This is a genomic window from Acrocarpospora catenulata, assembly GCF_018476525.1.
In the GTDB taxonomy this organism is placed as follows: Bacteria; Actinomycetota; Actinomycetes; order Streptosporangiales; family Streptosporangiaceae; genus Acrocarpospora; species Acrocarpospora catenulata.
In genome coordinates this window covers 60,702-82,873 of the sequence record NZ_JAHCST010000010.1, presented here as the reverse complement: position 1 = coordinate 82,873, position 22,172 = coordinate 60,702, and the positions used below count along the sequence as shown (strand labels likewise).

The following is a 22,172-nucleotide window of genomic DNA, read 5'->3' as shown; positions in this document are numbered from 1 at the left end:
CTTCACTAGGCTTCCTCGCATGACGACGACCCCCGCCGGTTGGTACCCCGACCCGTATGGCTCACCACAGCTCCGCTGGTGGGACGGATCGCAGTGGACCGACGCCACGCACCCGATCGAGCAGCAGCAGCCCGCCGCGGCGACGGCACCCACGGCCGTGCAGCCCGCGGTGGCCGGTGCCTCCGGCGGCCCGGCCGAGCCGTGGGTCCAGCCGAGCGGCGTCCAGCCTGGTCAGCCGCCGTCCACGCAGCCTGCCCCGCCACCCGTGCCGCCGACCGCTCCCCAGTTCGGCGCGCCGCCGACCGGCCCCCAGTTCGGCGCGCCGCCGGTCGGCCCGCAGGGCGGGCCACTGGGTGGCCCACAGGGCGGGCCGCAGGTTGGTCCTGGGCCTCAGGGCGGGCCGTACGGGCAGGGCCAGCCGTGGGGTCAGCCCAATCCGACGGCGATGATGCCGGCGCCCGATTTCACCATGCAGCCGCCCAAGCCGCCCTCCCCCATGCCGTGGATCCTCGGCGGCATCGCGGTGGTCGTGGCGCTGGCGCTGATCGTCGGTGGCGCGTTCGTGTTGATGAACCGTACAGCCGACCCCGTCGCCCAGCCATCCACAAGCGAGCCCGTGCTGCCGCCGGAGACGCAGAGCCAGGAACCGAACCTGCCGCCCTCCGAGCAGCCGCCGAGCGAGGCGCCGCTGACCGAGCTGCCGCAACCCGCCGGGGGCAGGATCCAGGACCCGGCGGCCGGGCTGTCGTACCTGTTCCCCGGCGACCCGTGGACGGTGCCGAACGCGGCCGACATCAACTCGCCGAACAACCCGGCCTACCCCCGGTTCACCAGCGGCTTCCAGGCGGTCTCGCAGAAGGGCTTCGACGGCCAGGAGGGCCACGACTGGGTGGGCTCGGTGTACGCCTCCCGGCTGCCCGAGGTCTTCCCGTACAACGGCCCCCAGGATCTGCGGAACGTGACCAGCGCGCTGCTGGTGACCTACGAGCCGTTGTTCTACTCGCCGCAGCACACCCGGAAGATCGCCCGGAACGAGGCGATCAAGGTGAGCGGCAAGGACGCCTGGGTTGTGGAATATGTCATGGACTTCAGCGCGCAGTCCAAGGCCAACAACTGGAAGTGGAAGACGGAACGCGGCGCGTTCGTGCTGGTGGATCAGGGGCCTGGGCAGGCGCCGTCGCTGTTCTACGCCTCGATTCCCGACAACCTCAACGTGTCGCTCCTTGACCAGCTGCTGGACTCCCTCCAAGCGGGCTGACAAGGCGCACTAGTCTTGGGTCATGAACGACCTGCTGGTCTGGATCGACTGTGAGATGACCGGGCTCGACCTCGGCCGGGACGCGCTCGTCGAGGTGGCCTGCGTGGTCACCGATGGCGAGCTGAACCAGCTGGACACCGGGGTGGACGTGGTGATCAAGCCGCCCCCGGAGTCGCTCGGGCAGATGTCGGAGGTCGTGCGCGCCATGCACACCGCCTCCGGCCTGCTGGAGGCGCTGGGCGAGGGCGTGACGCTGGCCGAGGCCGAGGGCATCGTGCTGGAGTACATCAGGGGGCACGTGCCCGAGCCGAAGCGGGCGCCCCTGTGCGGGAACTCGATCGCCACCGACCGGGCCTTCCTGTCCCGGGACATGCCCCTCGTGGACACCTACCTGCACTACCGGATGATCGATGTCTCCTCGATCAAAGAGTTGGCCCGGCGCTGGTATCCCCGGGTTTACTTTGCCTCCCCGGAGAAGCAGGGCGGGCACCGCGCGCTGGCCGACATCACCGAATCCATAAGGGAATTGCGCTACTACCGGGCCGCGGTGTTCGTGCCGCAACCCGGTCCCGACTCCGCGACGGCACGCGACGTGGCGGAAGCGATATCTGGTTCGTAGTCACGCCGCGAAGCGCTATGCTCTACAACGTGAGCCGGTGAAAACAACAGCGGCGAACATGGTGGGTGTAGCTCAGCTGGCAGAGCGCCAGGTTGTGGTCCTGGATGTCGTGGGTTCAAGTCCCATCACTCACCCCAGCGAAGTAGGGCCGGTCCTCAGGGACCGGCCCTCTCGCTTTTCCCGGCCGGTGCGGCTTCCCCGGCCGGTACGGCTGACGTGGTCGGCGGGCGCCCCCGCCGCTGACCCGGCCGACGCAATTGCGAGCTGGACCCGAGTAGTCCGCCGACATCGGCCCCAAAGGTCGATATCGCGGGTTATGCTCGCCTTCAACCGCTACGCCGGACGCTGCGGGGGCTCGGCGCCTTGACTTCTGCCACGGAGGCCGGATGAGAGTCGACGACCGCACCGGAACGAGCCTGAGCAAACGCGAGGTCGAGGTCATGGACCTCATCGCCACCGGGCACTCGAACGGCGAGATCGCGCAACGGCTGTTCCTGAGCGAGAAGACCGTGAAGAACCACGTGAACCGGATCTATTCCAAGCTCGGTGTGGACTCCCGGGTGACGGCCATCGATCTGTGGCTGGCGGACTCACCGTCGGACTGAGGACCGGACTGAAGAGCCGGGTCTCCGGTCTCGCGTTCGGTCAGCAGGAGGTCCCGGAGGCGGCTCAGGCCGTACTCCAGCTCTTCCGGGGTGACGTTGAGGGCCGGGCGCAGCCGGATCGAGCGCTCGCCGCAGGGCAGCATCAGGACGCCGCACCGCTCGCGCAGCGTGGTCACCACCCGGTCCCGGTCCGGCACGTCGAAGGCGCACATCAGCCCCCGTCCCCGGGCGTTGCCCACCAGCCCCTCGGCCTCCAGCTCGCGGAGCATGCCGAGGAGTTTCTCGCCGAGCACGGCGGCCCTGGGAATCAGCCCGTCCGCCTCGATGATCTCCAGCAGGCGCCGGCTGCGCACCATGTCCACCAGCCCGCCGCCCCAGGTGGAGTTGATCCGCCCGCTCACCCGGAACACGTTCTCCGGCACCAGGTCCACCCGCCGCCCGGCCATGATCCCGCCCAGCTGCGCCTTCTTGGCGAAGGCCACGATGTCAGGGGCCAGCCCCAGCTGCTGGTACGCCCACGGGGTGCCGGTCATCCCCACCCCCGTCTGCACCTCGTCCAGCACGAAGAGGGCCTCGTGGCGGTGGCAGAGCTCCTGCATGGCCTGGAGGAACTCGGGCCGCATGTGGTTGTCCCCGCCCTCGCCCTGGATCGGCTCGGCGATGAAGCAGGCGATGTCGTGAGGGTGGCGCAGGAACGCCTCCTCAGCCTGGGCCAGGGCGCGTTCCTCGGCCCGTTCGACGTCCCCTAGGTGGATGGCGGGCACGGTGATGCGGGGCCAGCCGAACTTGGGGTAGCGGTCGGTCTTGACCGGCTCGGTGTTGGTCAGCGACATGGTGTAGCCGCTGCGGCCGTGGAAGGCGCGGGTCAGGTGGAGCACCTGGGTGCCGAGGCCGGGGTGCCGGCCGTGCGCCTCGTTCCACCGGCTCTTCCAGTCGAAGGCGCATTTGAGCGCGTTCTCCACGGCGAGCGCGCCGCCCTCCACGAAGAACAGGTGGGGCAGTTCTGGGTCGCCCAGCACGCGGACGAAGGTCTCCACGAATTCGGCCTGCTCGGCGGTGCACAGGTCGGAGTTGGCGGGTTTGTTGGCGGCCACCCGGGCGAGGCGGTCGAGGAACGCCGGTTCGTCGTCGAACGGGTTCATGCCCAGGGGTGCCGAGGCAAACGAGGTATAGAAGTCCAGATATTTCCTGCCGTCACGGGCGTCGACCAGCCACGAGCCCTTGCTCCGCTCCAGGTCCAGGACCAGCTGGTATCCGTCCACCAGCAGATGCCTGGCCAGCCTCCCGCGTACATCGTCCATGTCGCCTCCACGCTGAGTCGATGGGGTCAGACAACACGATTGCCTCACATGGGGCGGGAAAAGTGAAGACTTTCCCGCCCCACTGGAGGCTAGATGGATGTTTTCCGGGAGGTTGAGATCTTCTCAGGCGGCGCGGCGGTGCCCCTCGTCCATGCCGTGCTCGGCTCTGGCCCGGCTGGGGGTCGGGTGCATCTGCCGGGCCCGGAAGGCCAGGTAGAGCATGGTGAGACCGACCACGATCGCGAAGATCCCGATCAGCCAGGACAGGGCGGCGGCGCCGGCGCCCGGCCAGATCACCAGGACCAGACCGAAGATCACCGATAGGGCGCCGCTGAGCCCCATCAGCCCCTGCCCGCCGACCCCGCCCCGCCGCATGACGGCGCCGACCAGCTCGAACACGCCGGTGATCAGGAACCAGGCGCCGATCAGCCAGATCAGCGCGAGCGCGGTGATGCGCGGCCAGACCAGGGCGGCGATACCGGCGGCCAGGCTGATGAGGCCGGAGAAGATCAGCCAGCCACGTTCCTCGGTCTCCCGGTCCCGGAACGCGCCCCAGAGTGCGGCCAGACCGTTGATGAGGGCGTAGATACCGAAGACGATCACCAACGCCCTGACGGTGATGCCCGGCCAGATGAGGGCGATCAGGCCGAAGATGATGGCCAGCGCACCGCGCAGGCCGAGCGACCGCCAGCGGTCGGCCTGCATCGTGCCCTCGCCTCCAGGACGGTAGATGTCGGAATTCATGTTGGCCATTTGACGCCACCTCCTTCCCCAGACTTTGTCCGGACAGAGGCCTCTGTCATCCCACAAACCGCCCAAATATTGTTAATCAGGTATTTATCGTATTAAACGGCACTAAGCAGGCGGGCCACGATGGGCACGGCGGCGCCGCTGCCGGTGCCGCCGTTCTCCACGAAGACGGCGAAGGCCAGGTCGCCGCGGTAGCCGACGAACCAGGCGTGGTCGGCCCTGCCCTGGCCCACCTCGGCCGTGCCGGTCTTCCCCGCGGTCCCGTCGGGCAGCCCGCCTCCGGCCGCGGTGCCCTCGGTGACCACGGCCGCCATCATCGAGCGCAGGCCCTCCACCACCCCCGGGTCCAGCTGCCGGGTCTGCTGCTCGGCCCCGAGCCGGTCGGCCGGCACCAGCCGGGGCGCCCGCCAGGTCCCGTTCTGCACGGCCGCCGCCATCGCCGCCATGCAGAGCGGGCTGGCCTCCACGGTGCCCTGCCCGAAGGAGTCCTCGGCCAGCGCGTCGTCGTTCTGCGGCGGGCTGACCGAGCCGCAGGTGCCGCCCGCGCCGGTGGCCAGGCTGCCGCCGAAGCCGAAGAGCCCCGCCGCGGCGGTGAGCGTGTCGGCGGAGAGCCGCTCCACGGCCTGCTGGGCGAAGGTGGTGTTGCAGGACTGCGCGAACGCCTGGCGCAGGGTGAGCGTGCCGTGGTCGCGGCCCTGGTAGTTGTTGATCGCGCGGCCCTGCGGGATCTGGTAGGTGGCCGGGCAGGACACCGTGGCGTCGACGGTCAGCCCGGCCTGCAGCAGCGCCGCCGCTGTGACGATCTTGAAGGTGCTGCCCGGCGGGAACTTCTGCAGGAAGGCGCCCTTGCCGCCGAGCCGGTCGGCCACCGCCAGCACCTCACCGGTGGACGGCCGGACCACCACCATGGTGGCCGGGCGGGACACGCCGTCCAGCGCCCGGGCCGCGGCCATCTGCACGTACCGGTCGATGGTGGTGGTGACCCGGGGCGGCGGGCCCTCCCCCTCGTGCTTGACCAGGGTGATCGGCTGCTGCCCCGGGTTCTCGATCACCGCCGACCAGCCCGCCGCGCCCCGGTGCGCGCCGGCCATCAGGTCCGACACGTACGGCTCCGCGCCGCTGTTGGCCGGGAGCGGCTCGCCCTCCCGGGTGGCCAGCAGGGGCGCCTGGCCGGGGATGGACCGCCGGACCACGTGGCCGCCGAACTGGAGCTGCGGATGGATGGTGTCGGGCAGCCAGTCCACCCGCCAGGTGAGCTCGGCGACCAGCAGCCGCAGCACCGAGGAGAAGGGCAGTTCCTCGCCGCCCTTGAGCTTCCGCACGCCGGTGAAAGCCAGTAACGCGGTGGTGTCGCCGGTGCGGCGCAGGTTGCCGGGCGTGAGCCGTACCGACTCCACCGCCAGGGCGGCGTCGAACTCCTGGTGGAGCGCGGCGAAGTCGCCGGGCAGCTCGTACACCAGGGCGGCCATGCCGGCCAGGTCGCCGCGCTCCCAGGCGCGCAGGTACGCGGTGCCGGTCTCGGCCGGGTCGCCCTTGACCTCGTCCACCAGGTCGTCGTCGAAGGTGAGGGTGGCCTTCGGCTCGGACGAGGGGGTGGGAACGGCGACGGTCTCGGGCTCGGACCGGCCGCTCAGTATCAAGCCGGTGATGCCTGCCACGAAAATGGTCAGACATACCGATATCAGGATGAGCAGCGGGCGCCTGCGCATACCTTTTCTCCTGGGTTCTCCTGGGCGCCGTCCCGGGAGGTCTCCTGGGAGGTGGAGGGTTCACTCCTGGATATAGCACGCATAGGAGACAGAATGGTGAAGGTTGCCAAGGAGCCCGTACCGGGACGGTACCCGGTGACGTTCGGCGAGGTCGAGCTGCTCCGCGACCTGGACCGGCCGGACGGCTGGATGCTCAGCTCCGGCGGCGTGCCCCAGTCCTATGTGGACCTGTCCGACCCCACCCATCTGGAGTTCGAGTACGTCCAGCTGATGGGCGAAGTGATCGACCTGCTCCCGGCGGGCCCGCTGGACGTCGTGCACGTGGGCGGCGGCGCCTGCACCCTCCCCCGGTACGTGGCGGCCACCCGCCCCGGCTCCCGGCAGATCGTCCTGGAACCGGACGGCGGCCTGGTCGAGCTGATCAGGAAGCAGCTCGACCTGCGGTCCGTACCGCGGCTGAAGGTGCGGATCACCGACGGGCGGTCCGGCGTGGCCGGGATCGCCGACGCCTTCGCCGACCTGGTGGTGCTGGACGCCTTCGTCGGCGCGACCATGCCGGTGGAACTGGCCAGCACGGAGTTCCTCGGCGACCTGGCCCGCGTCCTGCGCCCGCACGGCACCCTGCTGGTCAACGCGGCCGACGGCAAGGGCCTGGCCTTCGCCCGGCGGCTGGTGGCCACCCTGCGCGGCACGTTCCGGCAGGTGGCGCTGCTGGCCGAGCCCGGCGTGCTGCGCGGGCGGCGGTTCGGCAACCTGATCCTGGTCGGCTCGCCCCGGGAGCTGCCGCTGGACCGGATGCTCCGGCGCGCGGCCGGCGGCCTCACCCAGGCCCGCTGCGTGTACGGGCAGGACCTGGTGAACTTCGTGGCCGGGGCCGCGCCCATCCACGACGGCGACGGCGTGCTCGCCCCGGTGCCGCCGGAGGACCTGTTCGGCTAGTGGCTACCTAGTGGCTACTTCGCGCCGTGCTCATCGGCGATGCGGTCGATGTGCTTGGCCAGCGTGTAGTCGCTGTCGGTGAGCGTCCCGGTGTCGTGCGTGGTGAGCAGGAAGTGCAGGGTGCACCACCGGATGTCGATGTCCGGATGGTGGTTCATGCGCTCGGCCTCCTCGGCCACCGCGTCCACGATCGCGATCCCGGTCCTGAAGTCCGGCGCGGTCAGGGTGCGGCGGAGCGTCTCGCCCTCCCGGGTCCAGGCGGCAGGCTCGGGCTTGTCGGTTCCCATACGCCCGAGCCTAGTCACCCTGGCCTCAGAACGCCGGGGCGCCTCCCCCCGGCGCCGGCGAGCTCGCGGGGGAGCTCTTGGCCCGGGACCTGCGGGCCATCGACATGACGCCGCGCACCATGTGGGTGGCGTGGGTCTGCTGCCTGGTGGCGATGGACTCGGCCAGGATCGGTTCCAGCTCCGGCATCAGCCGGGGTAGCTGCGTGACGCTCCACTCGTGCCACCGGGAGAACTCGGTGCCGCCGCTCTCACTGTCCTCGCCACGGTAGGCCATCATGATCGGGCACTGGTCGTTGGCGTACCCGAGCCAGGATTCGATGGCCGAATTGAAACGCTCCACACGGGAGACGGCCGCGTAGAACCATCCGTCCTCCCCCAGGTAGTCCTCGTCATCGGCCCGTGCCGGGTAGGCCCTGGCCAGCGCACCGTGCAGAAACAGGCCGCTGGCCACCACCAGCTGGCGGCCGTCGGACCAGTCGATGGTGTCCTGGAGCGGTCCAGGGCAACTCGACTCGATGGCGGTCCGCTGGTAGCTGGTCGGCTCCCGCTCGAAACGCACGTGGACCTCGGCCCACATGTAGTACTTGGCCTCGCCTGCCCCGAAGAAGGGGAAGGGGAATTCACTCATTCTGGTCTCCCGGTAGGGCGGGACGCATGTACGGGAACGGACACGAACGGTAGTAAACCCTGATGAACAACTGAAACGCAGATCACAGGGGTAGCAGTGATCGGTTAAGACACCGTGTCACCTGTCCCGAACTCCTAGCATCCGTAGTATTACGGGACTTTACTGGGTCCGTGTTCGTCGGACGCATGACGGAGTTGACAAACCTGGTCGAGGCGACCGTAAGGGGCGGCCTGGCCGAGGTGTCCGGGGAGCCGGGCATCGGCAAGACCCGGTTGCTCGCCGAGTTCGCCCGGCGCTGCGCCGCGGGCGGGGTGGCCGTGCTGCGCGGGCGGGCCACCGAGTTCGAGCGGGAGATGCCCTACCGGCCCTTCGAGGAGGCGCTCGGGCCGCTCGGCGGGGGCGACCGGCTGGTGCTGGCCCGCGAGGTGCGGGCCAGGCTGGCCGTCGCGGCCCCGGTGGCGCTGGTCCTGGACGACCTGCACTGGGCCGACCCCGGCTCGGCGGAGCTGCTGGCCTACCTGATCCGGCGACCGCCCGCCACCGGCCCGGTGCTGCTGGTCTGCGCCTACCGGGACCGGCAGGCGGACGCGCGGCTGCTGGCGGCGCTGGCCGAGGCCGGCCCGGCCGCCGTGCCGCACACCCGGGTGCGCCTGGGGCCGCTCCACCTGGCCGAGGCCGAGCGCCTGATCGGCGACCTCCCGGGACTGCACGCGCTGTACGCCGAGAGCGGCGGCAACCCGCTCTACCTGGAGGCGCTGGCCGCCCACCGCGGCGGCGAGCGCCAGAGCGACCTGAACGGCCTGCTGCTGGGCGAGCTCGCGCTGCTTTCGCCGCAGGACCTGCTGACCGCGCAGTCGGCAGCGGTGCTCGGGGACGAGTTCACCCCCGACGACGTGGCCATGATCCTCTCCGAGGCGGGCACCGGACCGCTGGGCCGGCTGGCCGCCAGGGACCTGATCCGCCCGGCGGGCAACGGCCGCTTCCGGTTCCGGCACCCGCTGCTGCGGCGGCTGGTCTACGAACGGGCCGACCCCGCCTGGCGGATGTCGGCGCACCGGGTGGCCGCCAGGGAGCTGGCCAGGCTCAACGTCCCCGTACGTGAGATCGCCCACCACGTGGCCCGCACCGCCAGCCGGCACGAGCCGTCCGACCTGGCGGTGCTGATGGAGGCCTCGGCCGAGGCGGTCATGCTGGCCCCCGCGGCGGCGGTGGAGTGGCTGACCGCGGCGCTGCCGCTGGTCGGCGACCTGACCGACCCGGCCTCGGTGCGGCTGCGGGTGCTGCTGGCCCGGGCCCTCACCTTCGACGGGCGGCTTGAGGACGCCAGGGCGGCCATGCACGAGCTGCTGCCGCACCTGCCGGTGGGCTCGCGGAGCGAGGTGGTGGCCGCCTGCGCCGTGGTGGAACGGCTGCTCGGCCGCTACCAGGAGTCGGCCTCGCTGCTGGCCGCCGAGGTGGCCAAGGGCGGCCAGGGCGCCTGGCTGCACCGGGAGCTGGCCACCCTGCGGCTCCAGATGGGCGACGTGGGCGGCGCGCTCGCCGAGGTGGCCGTGGCGATCGAGGCGGCCGCCACCCCCGAGGAGGAGGCGGCGGGCCACTCGCTGCTGGCCTTCGCCGCCGGGTACGAGGGCCGCCCGCAGCCCACGGGACAGGCCATCGACGAGGCCCGCACGCTGGTGGACGGCCTCACCGACACCGCCGCCATGCGCGAGCTGACCTGCCTGAGCCGGCTGGCCTGGGCCGAGCTGTTCATGGAGCGGCACGCCGACGCCGAGCGGCACGCGCGCCGGGCGCTGACGCTGGCCCGGCCGCTGGGCCGCAGCGGCATCCTGGCCGACGTGCTCACCGCCGCCGCGCAGATCTGCGGGCGGACCGGGCGGCTGGCCGAGGCCATCGCGTTCGGCGAGGAGGCCGAGGACGTGGCGCACCACTCCGGCAGCCCCACCCTGCTGGCACTGATCCGGGCCATCTACGCCGAGTCGCTGGCCCACGTGGACCTGCCCAGGGCCACGCACCTGGCGACCCGGGCCGCCGCGTCGGTGGCCGGGGTGGAGGGCTGGTGGTCGGCGTCCACGGTCTGCCTGTCGGCCCAGGTGATGCTGCTGGCCGGGGAGCCGGACCGGGCCCGGTGGATGCTGCTCGGCATCGGCGGCGGGGTGGGCATGCCGCACTGCCAGCCCGGCTACCGGCCGATGTGGCTGGAGGCGCTCACCCAGGCCGCGCTGGGCTGCGACGAGGTGGCCTGGGCCGGGGCCGCCGCCCGGGACGCGCTGGCCGCCGCCGAGCAACTCGGGCTGCCCGCGCAGCGCGCGTTCGCCCTGCGGGCGCAGTCCTGCGTACGGGCCGCGGAAGGGGACCAGGCCACCGCGGAGACGCTGGCGGAGCAGGCGGTGGCCCTGTTCACCGAGTCCGGCATGCGGCCACACGCCGCCCGTACGCTGATCATGACCGCCGCGTGCCGGTCCGACACGCACCGGGCGCTGGCCACCGCCAAGGGCATCGCGCAGGAGATCGGCGCCACCGTGATGGCCGAGGAGGCCGAGCGGGAGCAGCGCCGCCTGGCCGCCAAAGGGCCGCGCCGGGGCGAGCTGCTGACCAAGCGGGAGCGGCAGATCGCCGAGCTGGCCAAGACCGGCATGACCAGCAAGGAGATCGCCACCAAGCTGATGCTGAGCAGCCGCACGGTGGACGACCACCTGGCGCACGTCTACCGCAAGCTCGGGGTCTCCTCCCGTACGGCGCTGGCCAACGTGCTGTGACCTATTTCCCGACACCCGCCGTGAGGCCGGACTGGATCTGCCGCTGGAAGATCACGTAGACGATCATGATGGGGATGATGGCCATGCTCAGCGCGGCGAACAGGGCGGCCCAGTCGGCCTCGTAGCCGGCGCTGGTGGAGATGTTGGCGATGCCCTGGGTGATCAGCCACTTGTCCTGCTTGTCGCCGGGCAGCAGCACGATCGGCAGCAGGTACTGGTTCCACTGCCCGATCACGTTGAAGATGGTGATGCTGATCAGCCCCGGCCTGGCCATCGGCATCATGATCTGGAAGAACGTGCGGGTGTGCGAGGCGCCGTCCATCACCGCGGCCTCGGCCACCGTGTCCGGCAGCGCCTTGAAGAACGCCGCCAGGAAGAAGACCGTGAACGGCAGCGAGTAGGCCACGTACACCAGGACCACGCCGGTGTGGGTGCCGAGCAGGCCCAGGTTGTCGACCACCTTGTAGAGGGAGGACAGGGCCAGGAAGGGCGGGATGGACAGGCCGGCGACGAACAGCACGTAGATCAGGCGGTTGCCGGGGAACCGGTAGCGGGCCAGCACGTAGGCGGCCATCGAACCGAGCATCATGGTGAAGAACGTGGACAGGGCCACGACGATCACCGTGTTGAGCATGTACTGCCCGATGTGCGACTTCTCCCAGGCCCGTCCCCAGGCGTCCCAGTGGAAGTTCTCCGGCAGCGCCAGCGACTTCCCGCCGAACAGCTCGGCGTTGGTCTTGAAGGAGCTGAGGAAGGTGTAGACGATCGGCGCGATGGTGAGGATCGTCCAGATGAACAGAGCGGCGTGGGCCAGGCCGCCGAAGACGCCGGGGCCGCCGCCACGGGCCGGAGGCCTGCGCCTGGCCCCGGCGCGCGCGGTCTTGAGGGGCACGGTCTGGGTCGCCATGGTCTAGAACTCGATCCTCTCGCGCCGGGTCACCCGGAGGGTGAGCGCCGCGAACGTCAGCACCATGAAGACCAGCGCGACGCCCATCGCGGACGAATAGCCGAACTTGTAGTACGTGAAGGCCTGCCGCCAGATCTCCAGCGGCAGCACGGTGGTGGAGTTGTCGGGCCCGCCCCGGTCCACCGAGAGCACCTGGACCAGGGCGAAGCAGTCGAACGCCGCGATGCACAGGTAGACCCAGCCGACCTGGACGGTGTTCCAGATCAGCGGGATGGTGACCCGGAAGAACAGGGTGAACCGCCCCGCGCCGTCCAGCGCGGCGGCCTCGAAGATCTCCTTCGGCACCGAGGCCATGCCCGCCGAGAAGAGCACCACGTAGAAGCCGACGGCCTGCCAGACGGCCACGCCGATGATGGTCCACAGCGCCAGGTTCGGGTCGATCAGCCACCCGATCGGGTCGATGCCGACCAGGCCGAGCGCACTGTTGAGAATGCCGTCCTTGTCGGGCCGGAGCACCGCCTGGAACAGCACGCCCACGATGGCGACCGCGAGCACCTGGGGGAAGAAGAAGACGACCTTGTAGAAGGGGGAGCCCCAGACCCCGGTCATCCGCCCGTTACTCTGCCCGCCGCCCAGGTTGAGCAGGAAGGAGAAGAAGAGCGCGATGAACAGGGCGATGAGCGGCATGGCAAGCAGGATCACGCCGTGGTGCCGGACCGCGGCCCAGAACACCCCGTCCTCGAACAGCTTGGTGAAGTTCTCGAATCCGACATAGTCGAACGTCGGTGAGATACCGCGCGAGTTCGTGAACGCCAGCTGGACAGCCTGAAGGTTCGGGCTGACGAAGAAGACGATGTAGAGGGCCACGGGCAGGATCAGGAAAGCGAGGATGAATCCGTACCTGCGCAGCACCGGGGGGGTCAGCTTGCCATGCCGCATCGGATCACACGTTCCGGGTCTGCTTGGTGATCGAGGAGTCGTTCTTGGTCTTGTCCGCGGCCTCCTGCATCTTGGTCGCGAACTCCTCAGCCGAGATCCGGCCGAACATCAGCGCGTTGGTCTGCTTGCGCAGCTCGGTCTCCAGCTCCTTGTACCAGCCCTCGAAGCTGGAGAAGGTGACCACGTTGGTGCCGGCCGCGGTCTGCATGTCGGCCACGCTCTGCAGGCCCGGTGAGAGGGTCAGGCCCTCGGTGGCGCCGATCACCACGGTGAGGCTCTTGGTCTTCTCGGTGAAGTCCTTGGCGGCCTGCTTGGAGAGCATCTGCCGCAGGTACTCCAGGCCGCCCTGCGCGTTCTTGCCCTTGGACGGCACCACGAAGCCCTCGGCCGCGGCGGCCCGGACCGCCTCGTAGGGCATCTTGTCGGCGGCGGTGACGCTGGGGGTGGGGGCCACCGCGTACTTGAACTCCGCCGGGGTGTCCTTGGCCTGCTCGGCCTCCAGCCAGGAGCCGGACGGGTAGAGGGCGATCTTGCCCTGGTTCTGCTGGGTCTGCACCTCGGTGTGGATCAGGCCCTCGTAGGACTTGTCCATGTACTTGCCGATCTCGGCCCAGGCGGCGGCGGCCTGCTTGACCGAGTCGTTGTTCCAGGCGTTGTCGGCCAGGTTGTCGATGTTGATCAGGATCTCGTTGCCACCGATCTTGGCGGCCGAGATGAGGATCATCCAGTACGCGTAGTAGGAGGCGTTCTTGCCGGCGTACGCGAACGGCACGATGCCCTTGGCCTTGGCCGCCTCGGCGAAGGTCTTGAACTCGTCGAAGGTCTTCGGCGGGGTCCAGCCCTCCTTCGCGAAGAGGGCGGAGTCGTACCAGAGGCCGTAGGCGGTGTAGACGTAGTTCAGCGTGTACGGCTTGGCGGGGTCGCCGCCCAGGCCGGACTCGATGGTGCCCTGGACGATGGTGTCCTTGACCTTCTTGTTCGGGTCGTCCACCGAGGGCGCCTCGAACAGCGGCGTCAGGTCCAGCAGCTGGCCTGCGCCGATCAGGGCGCCACCGTCCAGCGCGTCGGTCCCGGAGTTGTTCACCACGTCGGGCACGTCGCCGGAGGCGAAGCGCGGGGTCAGCGTCTGGCCGATGGTCTGGATGCCCTGGTGCTTGATCGTCGCACCCGGGAACGCCTTCTTGTAGAGGGGCTCGTGGGACTGGGTGGCGTACTCGTCGCTGTATCCACCCTTGAAGATCACAACCTCGAGCGGCGCGTCGGCCTTCACCCCGAACGGGTTGGTGGGCGAGGTGGCGGCGGTGGTCGCGGCGGCGGAAGGAGCCGCCTCGGAGCCGCCACCCGAGGTGGCGCAGGAGCTCAGGAAACCGGCCGCGGGGCCGGCCACGAGGGCGGTGAGGCCGACGCGGCGCAGCAGCTGGCGTCGCGTGATCTCGCGGGGCGTGTTGGTCATGCAACTCTCCTGGCGGGGATCAATTAGGAAAGTTTCCTAAACGTTTGAGGAACGTACGGCTAGCTCACGAACCCGTCAAGACTTCCGGATCGGTCTAGACCAACCCGTAACCCGACTGCGACATGTCCGCGCGATACACCTTCACAGAACCGCCTCTTAATCACGATATGTCCACTTTTATTGGTGGGATGACTGGGTGATTAGTAGGTGATGGAGTACTGACCTGTCGCAGGATTATGCACTCCTGGGCGGCAACTGGTATAGACCGGCTGACATTATTTTGAGCAGCGGACTAGGGAGGCCCCACCAGGCATCCCCGCCAGGCATCCCCGCCAGGCATCCCCGCCAGGCATCCCCGCCAGGCATCCCCGCCAGGCATCCCCGCCCGGCGGAGCCGGATCCGACCGAAGGTCAAACACGGGTGGGCGGGTGGGACTACCACGGCAAGTGGGTGGGCGGGTGGGATAACCAGGAGGCTGGTAGGCGACCGATTTCGCTAGCTCTTGCTCTCCAGGGCGACTTTGCGGGTGAGGCCGAGCGGGAGCCCGCCGCTGCCCGCGATCAGGTCATGAAATGTCCGTAGATCGCCCTCGTACTGGGCGCGGATGTCCTCGATCTCGATGGCCCCGGTCAGGTAGGACGGCGCCTGGGTCGGCCACGCGCAGTACCGGCTGACCTCGCCCTTCGCGGTGCCCGGCGACAACGACGCCTTGGTGGACATGTAGGTCTCGGCCTCCTCGACGGACATGTCCCCGCAGTGCAGCGCGGTGTCCACCACGATCCGGGCCGCCCGCCAGATCCGGCAGTCCAGATAGGCCAACTCGGTCTGCGGAGTGGTGAAATACCCCTGCTCGTGCATCAGCCGCTCGACGTACAACCCCCAGCCCTCCACAAAGTACGGCGTGCGGAAGATCTTGCGCACCTGCCGGGGGTTGCCCGCGCTCCAGGCCAGCTGCCAGTGGTGGCCCGGGTAGGTCTCGTGGGCGGTGATGGTGGGCCGCTGGGCCCGGCAGTTGGTGCGCAGGCGTTGCCGTACCTGCTCATCGGTGAAGCCGTCCGGGGTGTAGGGCACGAAGAAGACCCCCGTACGGGAAGAGCTGAGCGGCGGCGGAGGCAGGTAGCTGGCCACCGCCAGGATCGGACGCTGAAAGTCCGGCGATGGCACCACCAGGCACTCCTCCCCCTCCGGGAAGGTGACCAGACCGCGTTCCCGGACGAAGTCACGCACCCGCCGAGTCTCGGCCTCGTACTCCTCGCGCATCGCCTCCAGGGTCGGCGGATGATCGTCCATCAGGGCTTCCATCGCCGGCCGCCAGTCCTCGTGGCCGAGCCGCACCGCCAGCTCGCGCATGTCCCGGTCCAGTCCGGCCCACTCGGCCTTGCCCTTCTCGTGCAACTCGGCCGCGCCGTACCCGAGCATCTCGCGCTCGCGGAGCATCGTGGAGTAGAGCTTCTCCCCCATCCGCCAGGTGCCGTGCGCCTTGAACCCCTCCAGGAAGGAGGCCAGCTCGTCGAAGGCGTCCGCCGCCGGCCCGGCCGCCGCCGCCAGCCTGGCCCGCAGACCGGGATCCCCCACCAGGCCGGGCAGGGTCACGGTGAGGAACCGCCGGCCCGTACGGGCCTGGTCCAGGCCACGGGAGACGAGCAGATCGGCGGCGAGCGCGGGATCCAGGTTGACCCGGCAGGCCGCCAGCGCCCCCGGCACCTCCCCCAGCCGCGCGATGGCCCCCTCAACCAGTTCGGCCTCCGGCCGCAGCCGCTGCTGGAACGGATTGAACAGCGCAGCGAAGATCGTGCTCAGGTAGACCGCCGGGTCACGCCGCCAGTCCGGCCAGGCCGCACCCGCCACCGCACCACGCAGGTACGACCGGACCAGTTCCACATCGATCTGATCATCCAGATCACCGTCCACCGGCGCGGAAAGCCGGTCCAGCCAGAGCTCGGTGGCCCGCTCCCGCCGAACGAACCCGTCCCCGGTGAGGTCCCCGAGCGTACGGTCGAACCCTTCGGCCCCGAGCAGGTCGGCGCGGACGGGATGGTGCTCCAGATACCAGTCGACGAACTCGTCCAGCAGCGTCATGCGGTGACCCTACCCGTGCCCCGGCATCCCCGGGCAGTGGCGAAATCCGTCACACTGGTTGTGGCCAGCCCCCGGGTTCGCTGTCAGCCCCCGGGTCCCCACGACCAGTTGTGCTCAACCCCCGCTTTGAGGAGCATTCGGTGCCCCTGCAGATGACCGGCGCCCCCAGCGACCCCGACCTGATCCGGTTGCCCTGGGACCTCCCGCTGGAGGAGTGGCCCGACCATCACCTGGTCGCCCTCCCCCGCGGCATCTCCCGGCACGTGGTGCGCTTCGCCCGGCTCTCCGGCCGCGTCTACGCCATCAAGGAGATCAGCGAGCGGTACGCCAAGCGCGAGTACAAACTCCTCTGGGACCTGGCCCGCCTGGACACCCCCGCCGTGGAGCCGGTGGCCGTGGTCACCGGCCGGACCACCCCCGACGGCCAGCCCCTGGACTCCGCGCTGATCACCCGCCACCTCCAGTTCTCGCTCCCCTACCGAGCGGTGCTCTGCGGCACCGTCCGTCCCGACACCCTCACCCGCCTGCTGGACGCGCTCACCGTCCTGCTCGTCCGGCTCCACCTCACCGGCTTCTACTGGGGCGACTGCTCCCTGTCCAACACCCTCTTCCGCCGCGACGCAGGCGCCTTCGCCGCGTACCTGGTGGACGCCGAGACCGGCGAGCTACACCCGATGATCAGCGAAGGCCAGCGCGCCCACGACATCGACGTCGCCCACATCAACATCTACGGCGAACTCCTCGACCTGGAGGCCGGCGGCCTGCTGCACTCCTCCATCGACCCGCTGGTCTTCGCCGAACAGATCGTCGAGCGCTACCACCGGCTCTGGAACGAGCTCAACTCCGACGAGATCATCGAGGAGGTGGACTGGCACATCGTGGAACAGCGCATCCGCCGCCTCAACAACCTCGGCTTCGACGTCGCCGAAATGATGGTCCGCCGCAAAGCCGGCACCGGCCGCCTCATCGTCCGCCCCAAGGTCGTCGACGCCGGCCACCACCAGCGCCGCCTCCTCCGCCTCACCGGCCTGGATGCCGAGGAGAACCAGGCCCGCCGCCTCCTCAACGACCTCGACTCCTTCCGCGTCGCCGAGGGCCTCCGCCACGAGGACGAAGCCATAGTCGCCCACCGCTGGCTAGCCGAAATCTTCCGCCCGGTCGTCACCGCGATCCCCGCCCCCCTCCGCGGCAAACTCGAGCAGGCCCAGCTCTTCCACGAAGTCCTCGACCACCGCTGGTACATGTCCGAAGCCGCCGGAAAGGACGTCGGCCTCAAACCCGCCGTCGACTCGTACATCAAGAACGTCCTAGTCCACAAACCCGACGAGAAGGCCATCATCGCCTCAGCAGACGGCATCTCCCCTTGAAACTGCCCTCGACCTGGACCCCCAGAGACAAGCCATCCCTGGCAGCTGCAAACTGCCAAAGTGACCCCAAGAAGCCGCCGCAGATGTGAAGAGAGCCTATTCTTGATGTCGGCATTTGCAGCAAACCTCCCGGGTCTCCTGCACAACCGGAGGTTCACTGCAAAACCCGCCCCCAAGCCACCGAGAAGACCTACCCTGACCTGCGTCTTTACATTGGGGTCCTCATCACCCCTACGAGGGGTCGCAACGATCCCAGACGAGATGCACAGGCCGAAGGACGGGTCCTCATCACCCCTACGAGGGGTCGCAACGGGTTCACCTGTGACCAATCGAGGGCGGTGGACCCTGTCCTCATCACCCCTACGAGGGGTCGCAACATGGTGAAGTAGGAGCCTGCTGCGTGCGTGGAGGCGGTCCTCATCACCCCTACGAGGGGTCGCAACCGTCCAGTTTCGTGGACGCGAGCAGCAGCTCGCCGGTCCTCATCACCCCTACGAGGGGTCGCAACGGTGTGTGCTCGCTGACGCCCACGTCCAGTCCCAGGTCCTCATCGCCCCTACGAGGGGTCGCAACTTCCACCCCCGGGATGTAGCTCACAGGACTATTCCCCCCGGGTCCTCATCGCCCCTACGAGGGGTCGCAACTGGATCTCGAAGACGACACCAGCACCGCGTCCGTGGGGGTCCTCATCGCCCCTACGAGGGGTCGCAACCTGATGACGCCGCCCAGATCCAGCATGATCGCTTTTGGTCCTCATCGCCCCAACGAGGGGTCGCAACCCTCCTTGCTCGAACTCGCGCCCGCAGTGCGGGCGTCCTCATCGCCCCTACGAGGGGTCGCAACGTGGTTTCGCCATCGTTGGAGGTCTGGCCAGCCTTGGTCCTCATCGCCCCTATGAGGGATCGCAACGATCCACTTGCGGTGGCGGAAGTCCCATTGCGCGATAGGCCAGGTCATCGGTGAACTGGCCTATCGCGTGGTGGGCAGATCAGGCTGGGCGCTTGGGTCGAGTGAGAGTGCCGGACGTTCTATGGGTGGCATTGCTCGGTGGCCCAGTCCAGGTCGGCCTGGGTGATCTGGTTGACCCATTCGCGTACCTGGGCCTCGGCCTGGGTCGGCTTGAGGTTGAGTTCTGTGGCGGCCCATTCGATCAAGTTCGGATCGGGGTTGGTGGCGGCCGCGCAGATGCGTTCCAGGACTCGATGTTCGGGGGAGCCTGTCGTGGTGAGCAGGGGGGTGAGTCTGCGTCGTATGGTCTGTGTTTCCTCGGTTTGGATGAGGAGTTCCTCTGGGTTCGTGGGGGTGTTGGCCGTCCAGGGGAGGGGGTCGCCCTCGCTGAGGTACTGGAACACGTTTGCCAGGTAGAACTCGGGGCGGAGCGCGTGCAGGTGGTCGAGGGTTTGGCGGAGGAGGCGGCGTGCGGTGGGGTGGTCGAGGTTGAGTTGCTCGATGTGTTCGGGTGAGAAGCCGTAGAGGTCGCGGCTTCCGTGCCGGAGGCGCAGGATCGCGTCCACGAGCAGGTTGAACGCGACGCGGTTCTCGCGGAGGGGGGCGGCCCAGGCGGAGGTCATGAGATCTCGGTCGGGGCGTGCCGAGGCGCCGCGGGACTGCGCGAGTTTGCGGCTTATACGGGCTTCGAGACTGATGAGTTGGTAGCGGATTAGTTGGGCGCGGGCCGCGCGGAGTCCTGAGGGTTCTTCATCGCTCGGGCGTCCCCGCAGCAGGCGTGCCATCGTGTCGATATCTTGGGTGGTCGCCTCCAGCGAGGTTACCCACTCGACGATGGTCTGCATCTCGCGTACGGGCTCTCCGTTCCGGACTTGGGGCACGTTGCCGGCGAGGCTCGTGCGCAGCCTGTCGTAACCGGCCTGAGCGAGATCGGCGATCCACTGCTCGCATGTGTGGCATGGGCATGAACCCTGGACGCCGCTGCAGTACCTGCCGTTGTGCAGGGCCCGGCGCAGCGGGCCTCGGGCCGCGTCTCGCAACGCGGGTGAGGTGAGCGCGAAGTACGCCGGAAAGGCAACCTGCTGACGGGGTGACGCGACAGCGGCGAGGTACATGTGAGGCCCCTCCGAGAGGCATAACAGGAGAACGCGCCTGAGCGCGCGGTCTCGCGACAATCGGCCTCGATGTTCGAGGCCCTCAGAGGGGAGCGATGGAATCGCTCGAAGCTCGCCAGCGTCAGCTGTTGAACGTGGCCAGGTTGCCAAAGGCAGTACCCGACGTCAACCACTTTCCCGATAGATCACCCGCAGTGCATCAACGGCCCCTTTGTACTGCTTAATCAGCAGATCGTCTCCATCCGTCGGCCCACCCAGTTCCTGGATGGTCCGCGACAGCAGACCCTGCAGATCAGCCTGAGTGGCACTTTGGGTGGCGTGCTGAGCAAGGTGATTCTTACCGCGATTTGTCCCCTTGCGCTGGCCTTTGGCTTGAGCCAGTCGATCAAGTTTGTGTCCTTGCAGGGAATTGTTTGCGAGCTTCCCCAGCTCATCCAGCGCAGGCATTCCCTCGCGCAGCACCTCCCACTGATCCCACCTGAACAACGCTGGCCGTAACGCCACGACCGCGAGATAGGCCGTCGGTATCCGATGCCCGACGACGGTGAGTTCGGCGATCAGCGCCAGCCGTCTCCTGGCGGCTGCACGGCGATCGATTGGAGAAGCCTCTGCGGAGGCAGGCCCGAAGACCTCCGACTCCAACCGGTTGAGTACGGCGTCCGCCGCTCGGAGTACGTCCGAACCGCGTCTCACCAGCCGACGCGCCGTGCGGAGGTCCAGGCGCTGGAGAGCGCTGATGGCGAGCCGGGCAAGCACACGGTCGGCGCCCATTCGCGCAAGGATGCGCTGGCCATCTCGAACCTCTCCCGAGGGCGCCCGCGGGGAACGCACCAGTTCGGTCAACCAGAGCGGGCAAGCCGCGGTCAGCGACCACTCCACGGCCGCCACGATCATGCCGTAGTTGGTCAGCGGCGGCCCTGGATTCAGCACGAGAACGACTTCGTCGACATCCCGAAGGCTGCCGGAGCGCGCTCTGCGTCCGGTAGGTGCCGCCTCTGACTCCAGCGCCGAGACGATCCGCTTCTGGATCTCTTCGAGGCTTCCTTCGACGCCTTCGATGACCCGCACGTCAGCATCGGGTGCCACGTTCATCGCCGACCGGGCGAGCAGGTGTGCCCGTTCGGTGGTCTCAGGGCTGGCCAGCAGCCGCAACCGCAGGAAGCCCCAGCGCAGCAGTTGGTCGCGCCGCCGACGCATCTCGGTGAGAACGGCCTGTACGGCCTCGTGATCCTCGGTGGCCCTCCCCTCCCGATCGAGCCCCACACCCAGCAGCCCGAGCACGTCCCCGCTGCCCAGAACCGGCCAGCCGACGCTTCCGGTGGCCGCGACGAGCCCCACTCCCTGATCCCCGCCCTCCCACTGGTCCGCAGCGGCGATCAGAGTCGGCGGCAGCGGCCCCGGTTCAAGCCGGTTCGGCAACAGATGTGCTTGATGACTGGACGCGACCGCGTAGAGCGCGACCAGCGCCTCATCGTTGATCAAGGCTGCGCACCGGCTGCCGTTCAGACCCCACAGCTCACGACCGACCGTACGGAGCCGTCCCGCCAGCCTGCCCTCACCCCCGGCCCGGTCGGACAGGTCGTCGATCAGGTGTGTCAGCCGATCCCGAGCAGGACGCGGCAAGCTCTCCTTCTCTTTGTCGAATCGTCTCCGGAGCGACTCGGCGAACCAGGCGCGGACCAGGCCGTAGTCGGCGGCCTCGCCTCGTCCGAGGCGTTCGAACAGGGCGGCCTGCGCGGTCTGCCAGAGCTCGGTGAACTTGGCGAGCTGACCTGCAGGCAGCACGTCGCCGGTCATGGACTCCAGGGCGGCCAGACTCGTGTCGCCCGCCTGCCGCGCCGCGAGCAGCCGCCAGACCGTCTGGTTGCCGGGGTCCAGCTCCGCGAGGGCATCCCAGAAGCGGTAACGCAGCAGCCACGGCCAAAGGTAGGTGTCCGCCTGCCCGGCCGGGTCCAGCGCGTACGGCTCTCGCGGGTTGTCGATGTGGAGGATGCGCGCGGGCACCCGGGTGGTGAGAGCCGCGCAGAGGGCCCCCGCGCTCAGTGCGAAGGCCCCCGAACCGCAGCTGATCAGGATCTCCTCGGGCCGGTGGCCGGCGAGCCACTCGGTCAGGGCCGCGGACGTGTCCTTCAGCCTGGGGCTGTCGACCCGGACGACGGCGACCGCGTCGCGTTCGAAGCGCGCACCGCACAACCCTGGCTCCGAGGTCAACCGAGCCCGCATCTCGTCGGCCCAGTCAGCGAAGGTCCGACCGGCGGGTGCGCCGGGCGCGGTGGTGCCGAGGAGCGCGACCAGCGAAACCGGGATATCGGCTGCGGCGAGCCCCTCGAACACCTTGCGCAGCGGACGGCGATCCTTGCCTGTCGCGCCGGGGTCTCCGTCCAGGTCCGGGACGACGTCGGCGAAGTTCCAAGCCCCCGGGCAGCCCAGATCGCCCCCGCCCACGGCATGCACGAGCAGCACGCCTTCGGCCTTCTCCACCCCCGATGCCTCCCTACGGCGAGCGCA

The 22,172-nt window shown here is 69.2% G+C and carries 17 protein-coding genes, 1 tRNA gene and 1 CRISPR repeat array; of the genes, 7 read left to right on the top strand and 11 right to left on the bottom strand.

Annotated elements, in window-relative coordinates:
- Window positions 1-19 precede the first annotated feature (19 nt).
- The 4 genes from KIP79_RS12760 (at window position 20) to KIP79_RS12745 (ending at window position 2,482) form a co-directional block, all read left to right on the top strand.
- The gene (locus KIP79_RS12760) at window positions 20-1,258 is read left to right on the top strand and encodes a DUF2510 domain-containing protein (RefSeq protein ID WP_214104976.1); all 1,239 of its coding nucleotides are present in this window, start codon (window positions 20-22) and stop codon (window positions 1,256-1,258) included.
- A 22-nt stretch (window positions 1,259-1,280) separates the two neighbouring features.
- Window positions 1,281-1,877, top strand: coding sequence for an oligoribonuclease (orn, locus tag KIP79_RS12755; RefSeq protein WP_214104975.1), 597 nt, complete (start codon window positions 1,281-1,283; stop codon window positions 1,875-1,877).
- A gap of 61 nt (window positions 1,878-1,938) precedes the next feature.
- Window positions 1,939-2,014 (top strand) — tRNA-His (locus KIP79_RS12750).
- A 249-nt stretch (window positions 2,015-2,263) separates the two neighbouring features.
- Window positions 2,264-2,482, top strand: a complete 219-nt coding sequence (locus KIP79_RS12745) for a helix-turn-helix domain-containing protein (RefSeq protein ID WP_214104974.1) — start codon at window positions 2,264-2,266, stop codon at window positions 2,480-2,482.
- Here the strand turns inward: KIP79_RS12745 and lat are convergent.
- From lat to KIP79_RS12730, 3 genes are all read right to left on the bottom strand, one after another.
- Complete coding sequence (gene lat / locus KIP79_RS12740) at window positions 2,410-3,783, bottom strand: L-lysine 6-transaminase (RefSeq protein ID WP_214104973.1); 1,374 nt, start codon at window positions 3,781-3,783, stop codon at window positions 2,410-2,412. The genes KIP79_RS12745 and lat overlap by 73 nt on opposite strands.
- 123 nt (window positions 3,784-3,906) lie before the next feature.
- Complete coding sequence (locus KIP79_RS12735; protein WP_250213139.1) at window positions 3,907-4,536, bottom strand: HdeD family acid-resistance protein; 630 nt, start codon at window positions 4,534-4,536, stop codon at window positions 3,907-3,909.
- A 92-nt stretch (window positions 4,537-4,628) separates the two neighbouring features.
- The gene (locus tag KIP79_RS12730) at window positions 4,629-6,242 is read right to left on the bottom strand and encodes a penicillin-binding transpeptidase domain-containing protein (RefSeq protein WP_214104972.1); all 1,614 of its coding nucleotides are present in this window, start codon (window positions 6,240-6,242) and stop codon (window positions 4,629-4,631) included.
- A 93-nt stretch (window positions 6,243-6,335) separates the two neighbouring features.
- Here KIP79_RS12730 and KIP79_RS12725 point away from each other — a divergent pair, with 93 nt between their 5' ends.
- A complete protein-coding gene (locus KIP79_RS12725; protein ID WP_214104971.1) occupies window positions 6,336-7,181 on the top strand; it encodes a spermidine synthase in 846 nt (281 codons plus the stop codon).
- 14 nt (window positions 7,182-7,195) lie between these two features.
- Here KIP79_RS12725 and KIP79_RS12720 read toward each other — a convergent pair whose 3' ends face one another.
- Both KIP79_RS12720 and KIP79_RS12715 read right to left on the bottom strand, forming a co-directional pair.
- Window positions 7,196-7,468 carry a 4a-hydroxytetrahydrobiopterin dehydratase gene (locus tag KIP79_RS12720; protein ID WP_214104970.1) on the bottom strand — a complete coding sequence of 91 codons (273 nt, stop codon included), beginning with the start codon at window positions 7,466-7,468 and terminating at the stop codon, window positions 7,196-7,198.
- 25 nt (window positions 7,469-7,493) lie between these two features.
- Window positions 7,494-8,096 carry a hypothetical protein gene (locus KIP79_RS12715; RefSeq protein ID WP_214104969.1) on the bottom strand — a complete coding sequence of 201 codons (603 nt, stop codon included), beginning with the start codon at window positions 8,094-8,096 and terminating at the stop codon, window positions 7,494-7,496.
- A 185-nt stretch (window positions 8,097-8,281) separates the two neighbouring features.
- Here KIP79_RS12715 and KIP79_RS12710 point away from each other — a divergent pair, with 185 nt between their 5' ends.
- A complete protein-coding gene (locus KIP79_RS12710) occupies window positions 8,282-10,855 on the top strand; it encodes an ATP-binding protein (protein ID WP_214104968.1) in 2,574 nt (857 codons plus the stop codon).
- A gap of 1 nt (window position 10,856) precedes the next feature.
- Here the strand turns inward: KIP79_RS12710 and KIP79_RS12705 are convergent, their stop codons facing one another.
- From KIP79_RS12705 to KIP79_RS12690, 4 genes are all read right to left on the bottom strand, one after another.
- A complete protein-coding gene (locus tag KIP79_RS12705; protein WP_214104967.1) occupies window positions 10,857-11,762 on the bottom strand; it encodes a carbohydrate ABC transporter permease in 906 nt (301 codons plus the stop codon).
- Between the two features lie 3 nt (window positions 11,763-11,765).
- Window positions 11,766-12,701 (bottom strand): carbohydrate ABC transporter permease, encoded by a 936-nt coding sequence (locus KIP79_RS12700; protein ID WP_214104966.1) that lies wholly within the window; start codon window positions 12,699-12,701, stop codon window positions 11,766-11,768.
- A 4-nt stretch (window positions 12,702-12,705) separates the two neighbouring features.
- On the bottom strand, window positions 12,706-14,154 hold the full coding sequence (ngcE, locus tag KIP79_RS12695; RefSeq protein WP_214104965.1) for an N-acetylglucosamine/diacetylchitobiose ABC transporter substrate-binding protein: 1,449 nt from the start codon (window positions 14,152-14,154) through the stop codon (window positions 12,706-12,708).
- A gap of 496 nt (window positions 14,155-14,650) precedes the next feature.
- Window positions 14,651-16,234, bottom strand: a complete 1,584-nt coding sequence (locus KIP79_RS12690) for a DUF885 domain-containing protein (protein WP_250213138.1) — start codon at window positions 16,232-16,234, stop codon at window positions 14,651-14,653.
- A gap of 140 nt (window positions 16,235-16,374) precedes the next feature.
- Between KIP79_RS12690 and KIP79_RS12685 the strand changes: the two genes are divergently transcribed.
- A complete protein-coding gene (locus KIP79_RS12685) occupies window positions 16,375-17,601 on the top strand; it encodes a DUF4032 domain-containing protein (RefSeq protein ID WP_214104964.1) in 1,227 nt (408 codons plus the stop codon).
- Between the two features lie 218 nt (window positions 17,602-17,819).
- Window positions 17,820-18,510: a CRISPR direct-repeat array (repeat unit 30 nt; unit sequence GTCCTCATCACCCCTACGAGGGGTCGCAAC).
- Between the two features lie 119 nt (window positions 18,511-18,629).
- Here KIP79_RS12685 and KIP79_RS12680 read toward each other — a convergent pair.
- A complete protein-coding gene (locus KIP79_RS12680) occupies window positions 18,630-19,664 on the bottom strand; it encodes a hypothetical protein (RefSeq protein ID WP_214104963.1) in 1,035 nt (344 codons plus the stop codon).
- A gap of 165 nt (window positions 19,665-19,829) precedes the next feature.
- A complete protein-coding gene (locus KIP79_RS12675; protein WP_214104962.1) occupies window positions 19,830-22,145 on the bottom strand; it encodes a hypothetical protein in 2,316 nt (771 codons plus the stop codon).
- Between the last annotated feature and the right edge of the window lie 27 nt (window positions 22,146-22,172).

Bases quoted from the DNA above. Each gene is read 5' to 3' on its own strand.
- KIP79_RS12760 (WP_214104976.1), top strand. From the start codon at position 20: ATGACGACGACCCCCGCCGGTTGGTACCCCGACCCGTATGGCTCACCA.
- KIP79_RS12725 (WP_214104971.1), top strand. From the start codon at position 6,336: ATGGTGAAGGTTGCCAAGGAGCCCGTACCGGGACGGTACCCGGTGACG.
- ngcE (WP_214104965.1), bottom strand. From the start codon at position 14,154: ATGACCAACACGCCCCGCGAGATCACGCGACGCCAGCTGCTGCGCCGC.
- KIP79_RS12735 (WP_250213139.1), bottom strand. From the start codon at position 4,536: ATGGCCAACATGAATTCCGACATCTACCGTCCTGGAGGCGAGGGCACG.
- KIP79_RS12690 (WP_250213138.1), bottom strand. From the start codon at position 16,234: ATGACGCTGCTGGACGAGTTCGTCGACTGGTATCTGGAGCACCATCCC.
- orn (WP_214104975.1), top strand. From the start codon at position 1,281: ATGAACGACCTGCTGGTCTGGATCGACTGTGAGATGACCGGGCTCGAC.
- KIP79_RS12700 (WP_214104966.1), bottom strand. From the start codon at position 12,701: ATGCGGCATGGCAAGCTGACCCCCCCGGTGCTGCGCAGGTACGGATTC.
- KIP79_RS12680 (WP_214104963.1), bottom strand. From the start codon at position 19,664: ATGTACCTCGCCGCTGTCGCGTCACCCCGTCAGCAGGTTGCCTTTCCG.
- lat (WP_214104973.1), bottom strand. From the start codon at position 3,783: ATGGACGATGTACGCGGGAGGCTGGCCAGGCATCTGCTGGTGGACGGA.
- KIP79_RS12705 (WP_214104967.1), bottom strand. From the start codon at position 11,762: ATGGCGACCCAGACCGTGCCCCTCAAGACCGCGCGCGCCGGGGCCAGG.
- KIP79_RS12730 (WP_214104972.1), bottom strand. From the start codon at position 6,242: ATGCGCAGGCGCCCGCTGCTCATCCTGATATCGGTATGTCTGACCATT.
- KIP79_RS12715 (WP_214104969.1), bottom strand. From the start codon at position 8,096: ATGAGTGAATTCCCCTTCCCCTTCTTCGGGGCAGGCGAGGCCAAGTAC.
- KIP79_RS12745 (WP_214104974.1), top strand. From the start codon at position 2,264: ATGAGAGTCGACGACCGCACCGGAACGAGCCTGAGCAAACGCGAGGTC.
- KIP79_RS12710 (WP_214104968.1), top strand. From the start codon at position 8,282: ATGACGGAGTTGACAAACCTGGTCGAGGCGACCGTAAGGGGCGGCCTG.
- KIP79_RS12720 (WP_214104970.1), bottom strand. From the start codon at position 7,468: ATGGGAACCGACAAGCCCGAGCCTGCCGCCTGGACCCGGGAGGGCGAG.